The sequence below is a fragment of the Pseudomonas sp. GL-B-19 genome (assembly GCF_019956415.1).
Taxonomy (GTDB): domain Bacteria; phylum Pseudomonadota; class Gammaproteobacteria; order Pseudomonadales; family Pseudomonadaceae; genus Aquipseudomonas.
Genome location: NZ_JAHBDK010000031.1, coordinates 12,943 through 25,408 on the forward strand (window position 1 = coordinate 12,943; position 12,466 = coordinate 25,408).

Genomic DNA, 12,466 nt, shown 5'->3' on the forward strand with positions numbered 1-12,466 from the left:
TGCCTGCCGAGGGCTTTACGGTGTTTTGTTGATCAGTTTCGTAGGACAAATTTGACTTGAGGATGAATGATGAGTGCTGAAGATCTGTTGATGGGTGAGTTTCAACTGATTGAAAAAGGCACGGCCGGTGCAGGGCATAAGCGCTACCTTGGAGCTCGCTTCACTTGCCGCTTCTGTGGCGGCAACAACGAAACAACAACCTTCAAAACCAAAGCCCACGCTATCCCGGAGTTTCTTGGGAACCACCAGCTCATCCTCAATTCCGAGTGCGACAATTGCAATTTGCATTTCGGAAATACAATCGAGCCTCACCTGGAGAGGTATACGCACCCTTTCAGAACGTTGAACGGGGTCACGAACAAATCGCGCAAAACGCCAAAGCACAGTGACGAAAAGATAGACTTCCTGCAGTTCGATCGCCATACAAACCACATGGCCGTGAAGCTCAACGAAGATGACGTGCTGACGCACCATGAGGATGAAAACACTGTCTCGTGGCTCATGCAGCGAAGGCCGTTTGTTCCTTTCATGGCCTACAAAGCACTCTGCAAGATCGCTGTCTCGATTACCAGAGATGAGAATCTTTGGCTCTTTAAACCGACTTTAGAATGGCTTAATCCTCTATCGCCCCAAGACCTCAACATTAGTCCAGCCTTGGTAGTCGAAACACTCATCCCCGGAATGCACTACAACAAGTGCGTCTACAAGCTGTATTGCCGGAACACTAAAACCTTCCCACACTGTATCTTTTGGATAGCCTTTGGGGGGTACAGTTTGATGACCATCGTCCCGACACTGCTGGATATGGAGTCGGGTGTCATAATGGAATCAGAAGTTCCCTTCCTCCCCGATCCCAGGCCAAAAGAAGAAATCGTAATTTACGGCCAGCAACAGCATATAGAACGCGACTTCTCTTCTAGGGATCAAGACAGCTTCCCCCACAAGGTCCGTGTACGATTTAACTCGATGGAGGTTTCCCCAGTCGCGAAGTCGTAACCTGAATCAATCGTGCCTCGTTAGGCGGTCTTGAATTTCTCTTATCTCGCTCCAAGTATTCTCAAGAATGCCTGCTTTGTGTCGGTACCGGCCATTCTGCGTTGACGCTTCTGGCCAAATGCAGGCAGGCAGAATGGAAAGTATTGATCGTGTGCGGCCGATCGCCACAAAGGGTATGAGTCGTCAAACCGGACACAAGGGGGTGAATAACGTTCGGGGCGTGCGTTGATGAGGTAGCAGTAGAGGACGGAATAAATCCGAGTGGTTGAGTGTGAGGGTACCGACTGGAATACCTGCGAGGCACCGCCCTCATGGCCGCATGTGATTGACGATGCGCAAGGGTGTCTGAGCATGTCATCAATGCACATCAACGGCGGCTCGTTCTCCCAATTGAGTCAGATGATCAGCAATAGGTGATTATAAATCCTCACCTATGGTTGTTTTCTGAAAGACCTTGCAGGCCTTGTCCTGTAAGGGCTCCAGAGGATTACCAGAATCTCCGAATCTAACGCCGGTCAACCTAGCCCGTGACCGATTTGAACCCCGGTCTAACGACCCAATCGTTAATCGATCAGTCTGGCCATGCCGTTAATGATTGTTTTCACCATCGAGGGCAGCCCATCGGCAATACACCAACCTAGGCCATTCACCCATCGATATGGCTGGCCTGAGTTGTTGCGATGTATAGGACCGCAAAACCCATAGGGGGCGGGGCTTGCGGTGATCGACAAAACAACAACCAACCACCGAAAAAAGGTCATATATACCGAAGGCGCGGGGCCCGAATTACCCCCTAGCCCCACCCCCTCGGGAGGACCCATTGATAGGCTTCAGATGACCCATTAGTCATTAGGCGAGGAGTTAAACGGGTGTCAGAAATGGGTTCAGTGCTTGAGATGGGCGACTGCGATACAGATCAAAACTGTCCAGCGGCAGTTCCACGTGTTAACAATTGGCGGAATGGCTTTGTAGGACATGCAAGGTGAAGTATTCAAGGTTCGGATTGGGGGCAATTGAGCCATCTTCATCCGGTACGGCGGGGCATAGAGCCCTTGCGTTAGTCTAAATGCTGAAACTCTTTGACGATGAAGTCGATGAATGCGCGCGTTTTCGCAGGCAAATGCAGTCGGGATGTATAAACGAGATTGATGGCTAATCTGGGCAGGTTCCAGTCGGTTAAAACTGGAATCAATCGACCCGCAACAATATCGTCGTGTATCACATACGCGGGCTGCGCAAGAATGCCTAACCCTTGCAGCGCTCCTGCCCGCAAGAGCAGACCATCGTTGGACTCAAATGATGCTGTTGTCGAGATCGTGATGGACTCCTCTTCACGCTGGAAAACCATTTCATAAGGGTCGGTGGCGTAGGTGTAAAGCAAGAGTTGATGGTCAACTAATGCCTGAGGGTGCTCGGGACATCCGTGACGTCGCAAATAATCAGGCGACGCGGCTAGCGTGCGCCGTGTCTCAGTCAAGCGCCGAATCACCAGGCTGGTGTCAGGTTCACTTTCACGTGTCCGAAGAGCTACATCAATGTTGTCGTCAATGATGTCGTAGTAACGGTTTTCAGCAACGATGTCTAAGCGAACATCAGGGTACTGCTGATTGAACTTCGGCAGCAGGGGCAATATATGCTGTAGGCACAGAGATAAAGAGGCGGTAACGCGCAACACACCCGTTGGATGGCTTTTGGTCGCGGAGACGGCGTCGGTGGCGCCTTGCATGGCCAGCAGAGCGGCTTTGGAATTGTTGTAGAAGTCCTTCCCGACCTCAGTAACAAACAATCGACGGGTACTGCGCTCAATCAACCTCGCTCCTAGACGGTCCTCCAGCGCCGCCAGGTGGCGGCTTGCAGCGGCATTGGATAAGCCCAACGCCTCCGCTGCTTTGTTCAAGCTGCCCAACTCGGTGACCTTTACAAACAGCTCATATTCGGTCCAGCGATCCATCAGCATTGTTCCAGTGAGCGGAAATGTGATTTCCAGTTAAAGGCTTTTTCAGTTTAATTGCTACCGTTAATCTATTTCTATCCCTTGCAGCAAAGATGATCTGCGCTGAAGGAAATTCGACAGGCATTAAATTGAGTAATAATCTAGAGATCGTAAAAAACTATTTTAAATTCTGCGTTGATGGAAAAGATGTGGATCGTGTGGCGGAATTTTTCGCGGATGATGTCGTTGTTCATAGACCGGACTGTATTGCGCCTATCGTTGGTGTGAAACTTTTCAAAGAGGCGTTGAGGCTGAATGTGACTGATCGATATGACTCTATATACACGACCTTCCAGAAAGAAGTTGTTGCTGGCGATGTAGTGGTGGTGGCATTGATGCATCAGGCCAAGGGGTCTAATACTTGGCACGGGTTTGATGTCGCAGGAAAAGACCTTGCATGGACGGCGTTAACTTATTTTCGATTCAATGCTGATGGAAAGATTATCGAAGAAATTGTTGAGCGAAATGAATTATTCATGGCGAAACAGCTCGGCATTATTGAATACGTTTAAGTAGATTATATGGCCTGGTATTTTTCGCTAAGAAGCCAGGCCGTACTTGAGTTGCTTGTATTCTCCAAGTGAGTTGTCATGGAATTTATTCGTCGTCGTATTGAAACTCAAGTCATGAGTTTGACCGGTTTGTCTCTTGGCAAAATCGATCTGGAAAATCCCAAAGGTGACCCAGGTCTTTTCGGGCCGAGTTCGATCTGCTGGCAGGTGCATGGAGACTACAGCAGTATGCTGATCGGTGGCATTAGCGCCCTTATGTTGCAAGCGTTACACCCGCTTGCGCTGGCAGCTGTCTGGGATCACTCGAGTTTTCGCGAAGATATGATTGGTCGATTGCGGCGAACCGGATTATTTATTTCTGGAACCACCTTTGGCTCACGACAGGATGCCGAGTGGTTGATCGAAAAAGTGCGCGCCATTCATTTGCAGATCATTGGCACCGCTCTTGATGGGAGGCCTTACGCTGCTAGCGACCCAGATTTGCTAACCTGGGTTCATGTCGGTGAGGTTAGCAGTTTTCTTTCGGCACACCTGCGATATAAAAATCCGCATTTGTCGTTGGATGATCAAGACCGTTACTACGATGAAACTGCGTCTATCGCGGAGAGTTTGGGCGCCCGTAAGGTGCCGCGCTCTAGGCGGGAAATTTCAGACTACCTCGAGCAAATGCGCCCGCAGTTGCTATGCGACTGGCGAAGTCGTGAAGTGCTGAGGCTTTTGCTTGCCGCCCCGTCACCCAGTCGGCTGGCGAGACCGTTCGGCACGTTGATGATGCAAGCTGGAGTCGACCTTTTACCGCACTGGGCCAGCGAGATGTTCGATGTCTCCCTGAGCCCGCTGAAAAGCAAATTGGTTCGTGTAAGCGTCAAACGCAGTTTGCCTGTGCTGCGTTGGGCGGTACGTAATTGTTCATTGAACCGCGCTCGTCGGCGTATGGGGCTTACTGAATAGCTCAAACCTGACAGTCTATTTTGAAGGACCGCTTTTGGCCGATTCTGTTGAAAACAGTCGGCCATGGTTTGCGCATCAGAAAAGTACGCGTCCGAGATTGAAATCTTTACTTTTGGCAGAGGCTTCCGGACGCGGATTTCACGTAGCAGCGTGCAGAAAAGGCGTTTTCACCAGTCAATGATCAGGCCGTTTGGGCAGACCGACTTTTTTCAACAGAATCGGCCGTTTGTTGTCGGTCATAAAGTAGTTTGGTCTCGCTCCGCAGATGCTATCTGCCCGCTGAAATGCACCATTGACCGAGGCCTAAGCCTGGCTCGGGTTCACACGCTTCGTCGCTTTAAATCCTCTTATAAGATTAATTTCGGTTTACGGCTCCAGCCCTGACACGGCGCTGTCTACGGCGCTTTCGGTCCCGTCGGCCGTCTTGCTCCTGTCTTGCTCTGCAATGGGCTTTTTCTACGGATTGATTCCTCGACTGTGGTTGATTCTTGAAAGGCCTTGCAGCCCTTACGCGGCGTGGCCTCCAGAGGATTACCCGAATTTTCGTTTCTACCTTCCTTCAACCCACGAGGAGCCGCAAAGCCCTTGCCGTCTGAATGGCAGTCCTTCGGTTCGTGCAGGCATATGTTTCGCGAGAGCACGAACGTGAGGTGATACGCTCAGATTTGAGCGCATCACCGCTAACGATCAAGTAACGGTGCGAGCGTTACCCAAAGTGGGAAAATCCCACCTTTAACCCCCAGAATTTCGCTGGTCGTACATACCCTGGATTCGAGGTATCTACTGCGCAGGCTTTCCGACCTCAAGTAGAGATGCGTCCAAATCTGGATGCATCTCTCCACCCTCAATCTGAGGTCCAACCACCAGTGGTGGATGGAGCAGATCTGCGCCATTACCCCCGGCAGCAGCTGCACCCCGCCAACGTTGTTTTCCACATTGGGGGTGAGCATTGCCAGGGCGCTAAAAACGCTCTCACTCGCAGTTTCAAACCTCGGCTTTAACAAATTGTGCAATCGCCTCGCAGGCTCCGCCGTTCGTGGCGTGCAGGCTGTGTTGTGAATCTTTAAATCTAACGCCTGTCTGCCTGAGCCGTGACCGAATTGAACCCCTATCTAACGGTGCCCGGAGCTACCTTAGGGTTACCGTGAATCCTCAGATGCTTGATGCCGAACCGCTCTTGAATTTCAGCGACGATCAGCAATGCAGCTTCCTTTCGCCGCAATCTGTAGTAGAGCAACACGGCAAAAATCGCCCGCTCACGCTGATGTATTCGCGTGCCCGGATCCACTTGGAACACAACTTGGACTGGTGGTCCCAGAGTGTCGGAGTATTGCCTCGATTGATGTCGATCTACAGGCGATACCCCATGCATCGGGCTGCCACCGGCCACGGTATTGCTTTCCTGCGGAACGTCGATATCCCCCGCAGAGGTTCGGCTCACATGGCCCAGTGCAGCATTGCCAGCACCAATGCGCCAAGGAATACGGTCTCCCCCACCATCAATAGAATCGGTTTAATCCCCACCGCGGCCAGCTCCTTGAGCTGTGTCTTCATTCCTAGTGCGCTGATGGCAATCACCAGGCACCAGCGCGACAGGCTGTTGCCGGCTTCCTGAACCACCTGTGGAATGAACCCGGTGCTGTTGGCTGCAGCAAGGATAACGAATCCCACTGCGAACCATGGCAGCAGCGGTGGCCGCTTGCTGCCAGGTTCGGCGCCGCGGGCGCGGGTGATCATGGCTGCACAGAGGATCACCGGCAACAACATCGCCACTCGCATCAGTTTCACAACCGTGGCGCTGTCGCCAGTCTCATGGGACATGCTGTAGCCGGCGCCAACCACCTGGGCGACATCGTGAATGGTTCCGCCGAGGAAAAAACCGGCATGGAGCGGGGTCAAGTTGAAAAACTGGGCGATCATCGGGTAAAGAATCATTGCCACGGTGGACAACGCCGAAACGCCTATAACCGTGAACAGCGTCGCCTGCTCCTTCTTCGCATGACCGGGCAGCGCTGCCGCCAAGGCAAGGGCCGCCGACGCGCCGCAAATCGCGGTGGCGCCTCCGGTAAGCAGGCCGAACAGGGTGTTGAAGCCCATGGCGCGGGCCGCGACGATGGACACCAGGATAGTCACCACGACCGACATCACTACCATCACTACCGGCTGCCAGCCGAGGGCAACGATCTGCTCCAGCGTAATGCGGATGCCGAGCAGCGCAACACCGACCCGGAGGATCTCGCGGGCCGTGAACTCGATGCCCGGCTTGCACACCCCGTCACCGGAAAGAAAATTCATCGCCATGCCGAGTAGCAATGCGAAGAGCATCACGGGCGCACCGTAGTGCTCGGAGAGGAACGTGGCCGCTGCGGCGACCATGGCGCTGACGATAAAACCGGGAATCAGCAATTGGCTGCGTACCCCCAGCGAGGCGATGGTTATGGAACTCATGCAAGACTCTCTTGGATGCAAGGCAGTGGTTGTGTCATGGGCGGCTTGATTGGGGCGTTCATGACATCCTCCCGGCTGGCGTCGCACCTGCGACTGTCGGCACCCGTTTCTGGATATCGCGTTGGTAGTGGCGTTTGCCGTAGAAGAACACGAGGGCTGCGGCGACGCTGATCAGCGGGATCAACTGGAAGGCGCGGTCGAGGCCAAAGTTGTCGGCCAGCAAGCCCGTGATATAGGGGCCGGGCGCCTGGCCAAGCAGGTTATTGGCCAGAGACAGCGTAGCGAAGGCTGTGCCGTGCACCGAGGGGTGGGTCAAGTTGGCGACCATGGCGCCGGCTGGGCCGGACGTGCCTGTGACCACCAACATGGCCAGAGCGATGACCACCAGTTGCGCCACGCCGGGGGGCAACAGCATGGCCACTGACAGCAACATGCTGGTGATCAGGCAGTAGGCGATGGCCAGGGAAATCTTGCGCTCGGGAGCTTTGCGGCACAGGCGGTCGCTGAGGATGCCGCAGAGGATCATGCCGGCGCCACCGGTCAGGATCAGTAGGGCGGAGATCATTCCAGCCTGATCGGTACCCATGTGGTAATAACGATTCAGATAGCTTGGCAACCAGACTATCAACGAGCCGCCGATGAACATCTGCAGGCCGCTGCCGACATAGGCGCTGATTACCGAACGACTAGAGTACAGCGTGCGTAGCGGGCTCTTGCCGCCTGTCTCGGCGGATTGGCCAGCGACCTGATTGCAGTTGCCAAGGCGCGCCTCCTTCACTACCAGTGGATAGATGACGGCGAGCGCCAGGCCGAATGTCGCCATGACGACGAAGGCAGAACGCCAGCCCAGGTGCTCGGCGATGAGGCCACCCAGTGCCATGCCCAGTACTGAGCCAAACATGCCGCCAGCCATGAAGGCGCTGATGAGAGTTGCACGCATGTGCTTAGGGAAAACCGAAAGCACCACAGCGACGCCGACGCTGCCGTAGGCTGCCTCGCCGATACCAACCAACAACCTGGCGAGGAACATGTGCTCGTAATTTTGCGCAAGGCCGCAGCTCAGTGTAGCCAGGCTCCAAAGCGCGGCCATCAGCACCAAGCTGCGGACCCGCCCCCAGCGGTCGGCCATCATTGACAAGGGTACGGCCAACAGGCCCACCATCAGAGCGACGATTCCGCTCAACAGGCCGAGTTGGGCGTCGCTCAGGGTCCACTCGGATTTGAGCAGCGGAAAGATTGCATTGAGCACTTGTCGCGACATGTAATCGGAAATCAGCAGGCCGAAACTCAGTGCGAAGACGACCCAGGCATACAGCCGGGGCGCGCTGGCGGTCGAAGTTTCGATCTTGTCTGCATGGGCGTGGTGAACAGTCATGGCGTTTCCTTGAATCTGCGCTTCTTGTTGTTATTTGCACGGTCCTGATCGAACTCGTGAACCGGGCCTTGACCTGCGTGCGGCTCGGGCAAGCATGGGAACGTGTTACTACTCGCCCGAGCGTTGAGGAAGGCCGGCCCTTAGGCGGTGGGCAGTCGGTAGTCCTGGAACCTCTCACGAAGTTTGTTCTTAAGCATCTTGCCGGTCGCGCCGAGCGGGATGCTGTCAACGAACACAACATCATCCGGAGCCCACCATCTGGCGATCTTGCCTTCATAGAAGCCAAGCAATTCGTCGCGCGAAAGTTCGCTACCGGGCTTGCGGGTCACGATTAGCAGCGGGCGCTCATCCCATTTCGGATGGTGGGCCGCAATACACGCGGCCATCGCAACTTCTGGATGAGCCATGGCGATGTTTTCCAGATCAATGGAGCCGATCCACTCACCTCCGGACTTGATGACATCCTTGCTGCGGTCAGTGATCTTCATGAAGCCGTCGGTATCGATGGTCGAGACATCGCCTGTCGGGAACCAGCCGTCCACCAGGGGATCACCACCGTCGCTCTTGAAGTAAGAGGAGATGATCCAGGGGCCGCGAACCATCAGTTCGCCCGAGGCTTTGCCGTCACGGGGAAGTTCCTTGCCATCCTCGCCGACGATCTTCATATCGACGCCGTACACGACCCGGCCCTGTTTGGTCTGCAGGGCGCGGCGTTCGGCGCTATCCATGGCGAGGTGCCTGGCCTTGGGGGTGCACACGGTCCCGAGCGGGCTCAGCTCGGTCATGCCCCAAACATGCAGCACCTGTACGTCGTAGCGGTCTTGGAAGGCCGCCATCATGGCCGGGGGGCAGGCCGAGCCGCCGATTACCGTCCGGCGCATGGTCGAGAATGTATTGCCGGTTGCTTCGACATGGGCAAGCAGGCCTTGCCAGACGGTGGGCACGCCAGCGGACAGGGTGACTTTCTCTGCCTCGAACAACTCGTAGAGCGATTTTCCATCGAGCAATGGGCCGGGGAATACAAGCTTGGCCCCGACCATGCAGGCCATGTACGGCAGACCCCAGGCGTTGACATGGAACATCGGCACCACTGGCAAGATGGTGTCACGCTCCGAGCAGTTCAAGGCATCGGGGAGGGCGGCGGCATAAGTGTGCAGAAGCGTCGAGCGGTGGCTGTAGAGCACGCCCTTGGGATTGCCAGTGGTACCGGAGGTGTAGCACAGCGACGATGCGCTGTTCTCATCGAAGGTTGGCCATACGAAGTCATCGACGTGCATTTCGATCAAATCTTCGTAGCAAAGCAGATCGGGGATCGAGGTAATCGCCGGCATATGCGCTCGGTCCGTCATGAGAACGAAGCGGGTGATGGTCGAGACTTCGCTAGCGATGGATTCGACCAGCGGCAGGAAGGTGAGATCGAAGAAGAGGACGCTGTCCTCTGCGTGGTTGGCGATCCATTTCACCTGGTCCGCATGCAAGCGTGGGTTCAGCGTGTGGAGCACGGCACCCGAGCCGGATACGGCATAGTACAGCTCCATGTGGCGGTAGCCATTCCAGGCAAGCGTGGCGACGCGGTCACCAAAGCTGACGCCGAGCGAAGTGAGTGCATTGGCCAGACGACGCGCACGCTGCCCGAGGTCGCGATAGGTTTGTCGGTGGATATCACCTTCGACGCGGCGGGAGACGACCTCCTGGTCGCCATGATGGCGCTCGGCATGGGTGAGGAGCGTTGAGATAAGCAGCGACTGCTGCTGCATCAGTCCATTCATGTTGGACACCTTCTTATTATTGTTCATGTGAAATACCTTGGCGCATAGCCAACGCGGGAGCGACTTAGTTGTTGTCCAGTTGTTCGAAGAACTCGAGAAGCAACGCGTTGATCTGCTCTGGCTTTTCTTCCGCCGCGCTGTGGCCCACACCGGGAAGCAGTACCTTCTTGCGCAGTCCGACCAGGTAATCGTCGAGCTGCTCATACAGCCCGCGAACCTCCGGCGGCTCGAGGGATGGGTCATTGGCGCCACCGATGAACATGCTGGGCTGGCGCACCACCGCGCCATCGAGAAATGCAGAAATCTCCCAGTTACGGTCACGGCAGCGGTAGTAGTTCAAGGGGCCGGTGAAGCCGGCACGGGTGTACTCATCCACGTAGTAGTCGATCGCTTCTGGGCTCAACCAGGCGGGGAACGCAACCGGATCGGTGAAGGCATTGAGGATGGGCTCATCCGGCTCGATGAACAGGCGCCAGCGCTCGGCACCGACCGCATCGCCCGAGATCGAGTAGTAGATGCTGCGCAAGGTCTTGCGCGTGTCGGCGGCCAGTTCACGGTCTGGCTTTTCCAGCTGCTGGAAGTACAGGTGGTGGTAGCCCTTGCCCTTGGCCATCGCCCGCAGGCCGTCTGTGGGTCGGATCTTGCCGCGCGGCGGCACCGGCGTGTTAAGCATGACCAGTGCGCGAAACAGTTCCGGACGCAGCATGGCGCAGGCTTGGGCTACCCAGGCCCCGAGGTCGTGACCAACGATGATTGCGGAGGTTTCGCCCAAGGCCTGCACCAGACCAACGATGTCACCCACCGCTTGGCTCATGTCGTAGTCCTCGACCGCAGCGGGACTGTCGGACATGCCGAAACCTCGCAGGTCAGGAACGACCACTCGGTAACCAGCTGACGCCAAGGCCGGGATCTGTCGTCGCCACATGTACCAGAGGTAGGGGAATCCATGCAGTAGGATGACCAGAGGCCCCTGGCCTTCCTCGACGTAGTGCATCCGGATGCCGTTGGTGTTAATGAAGTTGTGGGCGAACGTGTGCGGAGCGTCTACGTCCCGCAGGGACAGGTCGTGGATATGTTCCAAATTCATCGCAGTACTCGTCATATTGTTGTTTGTATGGTTTGAGCTTGACGAGATAGGGTTGGTTGAGTTTGGCTATTCAGGACACCAATTTATCCAAATGGGACAGGGGTGCCGCATGTCCAACCTGATGCGCAGTGCCAGTTTGGCCAGCTACGAGTCCATCGCCCGAGCAGTCGGGCTGGATCCTTTCCGGATGTTGCGGCAGGCTAAATTGCCACTCCGTGTGCTTGACGATCCGAATCTGCTGGTCAGCAGTGATTCGGTCTGCTGGTTGTTGGAAGAGTCGGCACGCCTTTCCGGCCAGGAAGCCTTCGGCCTGCTGATGGCAGAGCGCCGAGACCTTGCCGACCTGGGCATGCTTGCCCTGATGATGCGCGAGGAACCCACCCTGCGCGCTGCGATGGAGTCGTCCGCGCGCTATATGCGGCTTCATAATGCTGGTGTGCAATTGCGCCTGGAGGACGCGGAAGACCTGGTGCTTCTGCATGTGGATATAAAGTTGAAGCACCCGGGGCTTTTGCGCCAGGCGGTCGAAATGACAGCAGGCATTATTGTTCGGTCCTATCGGGCGCTGGCGCACGATGCTTTCAAACCGGTGACCATCTGCTTCAGTCATGACAGGCCAGCCAAGTTGGACGTCCATCGCCGCGTGCTCGGAAGGGCAATCGACTTTGCGCAGGAGTTCAACGCCGTCGTCTGCCGAGCCCGCGACGTGGACTTGCCGATTGTCGCGGCCACACCCAAGTTCAATCGTGAAGTAAAGCGCTGGCTGGATATGCAATTGGTGGACCTGGGCGATCATCCTCTGGATCGGGCGCGCCAGGTCATCAGGATCCTGCTACCCACCGGAACCTGTTCGGTAGAGCGCGTCGCCCAGCACTTGGGGATGCATCGCCGCACGCTTAATCGGCGCTTGGCGGAAGTCGGCGAGAGTGTACTTTCGGTGATCAATGCGGTGCGCGTCGAACTCGCTGAAGAGTACCTGATGACTAGCAAGCGCAAGCTCTACGAAATCGCCGACTTGGTGGGTTTTTCCTCGGGCGCCGACTTCTCTCGCTGGTTCCGTTGCCAGTTCGGCATGTCCCCGTCGGAGTGGGCCATGCAGCATCGTGAGCGGGCGGCAGCTGGGGCCTCCCATATGACGCCGCCCCCTCCCGGGAAGCATTGACAAAGCCGGATACCCAGCCGACTTCGTTGTCCCAAAAGGAAAACATGTTGTCCTGTCTTGCAAAAGGCGCGACGACGGTAATCCCTAGCATCTCTCCAAGGGTCCGAAGCGGTGCCATTGGCTCGCTTTGATCCTGTCTGATTTGCCGGGCATGCGATTGCATGCCGGCGTAC

The 12,466-nt window shown here is 56.0% G+C and carries 9 protein-coding genes; 4 read left to right on the forward strand and 5 right to left on the reverse strand.

Translation table 11 applies throughout. From position 1 onward, the window contains the following. Positions 1-69 precede the first annotated feature (69 nt). Positions 70-996 carry an HNH endonuclease gene (locus KGB06_RS12910; RefSeq protein WP_223516281.1) on the forward strand — a complete coding sequence of 309 codons (927 nt, stop codon included), beginning with the start codon at positions 70-72 and terminating at the stop codon, positions 994-996. A gap of 1,057 nt (positions 997-2,053) precedes the next feature. Here the strand turns inward: KGB06_RS12910 and KGB06_RS12915 are convergent. Continuing rightward, a complete protein-coding gene (locus KGB06_RS12915) occupies positions 2,054-2,947 on the reverse strand; it encodes a LysR family transcriptional regulator (RefSeq protein WP_223516283.1) in 894 nt (297 codons plus the stop codon). Positions 2,948-3,078: 131 nt separating this feature from the next. Between KGB06_RS12915 and KGB06_RS12920 the strand changes: the two genes are divergently transcribed. Further along, positions 3,079-3,501, forward strand: coding sequence for an ester cyclase (locus tag KGB06_RS12920; protein ID WP_223516285.1), 423 nt, complete (start codon positions 3,079-3,081; stop codon positions 3,499-3,501). A gap of 78 nt (positions 3,502-3,579) precedes the next feature. Beyond that, complete coding sequence (locus KGB06_RS12925) at positions 3,580-4,452, forward strand: oxygenase MpaB family protein (protein WP_223516293.1); 873 nt, start codon at positions 3,580-3,582, stop codon at positions 4,450-4,452. Positions 4,453-5,889: 1,437 nt separating this feature from the next. Here the strand turns inward: KGB06_RS12925 and KGB06_RS12930 are convergent. From KGB06_RS12930 to KGB06_RS12945, 4 genes are all read right to left on the reverse strand, one after another. Further along, the gene (locus KGB06_RS12930) at positions 5,890-6,900 is read right to left on the reverse strand and encodes a YeiH family protein (protein ID WP_223516295.1); all 1,011 of its coding nucleotides are present in this window, start codon (positions 6,898-6,900) and stop codon (positions 5,890-5,892) included. A 58-nt stretch (positions 6,901-6,958) separates the two neighbouring features. Beyond that, on the reverse strand, positions 6,959-8,275 hold the full coding sequence (locus KGB06_RS12935; RefSeq protein WP_223516297.1) for an MFS transporter: 1,317 nt from the start codon (positions 8,273-8,275) through the stop codon (positions 6,959-6,961). Positions 8,276-8,415: 140 nt separating this feature from the next. Beyond that, positions 8,416-10,071 carry a 3-(methylthio)propionyl-CoA ligase gene (locus KGB06_RS12940; RefSeq protein WP_317849398.1) on the reverse strand — a complete coding sequence of 552 codons (1,656 nt, stop codon included), beginning with the start codon at positions 10,069-10,071 and terminating at the stop codon, positions 8,416-8,418. A 37-nt stretch (positions 10,072-10,108) separates the two neighbouring features. Next, positions 10,109-11,131 (reverse strand): alpha/beta fold hydrolase, encoded by a 1,023-nt coding sequence (locus KGB06_RS12945; RefSeq protein ID WP_223516299.1) that lies wholly within the window; start codon positions 11,129-11,131, stop codon positions 10,109-10,111. Positions 11,132-11,240: 109 nt separating this feature from the next. On the opposite strand from KGB06_RS12945, the gene KGB06_RS12950 reads away from it, so the two are divergent. Beyond that, positions 11,241-12,293, forward strand: a complete 1,053-nt coding sequence (locus KGB06_RS12950; RefSeq protein ID WP_223516301.1) for an AraC family transcriptional regulator — start codon at positions 11,241-11,243, stop codon at positions 12,291-12,293. Positions 12,294-12,466 lie beyond the last annotated feature (173 nt).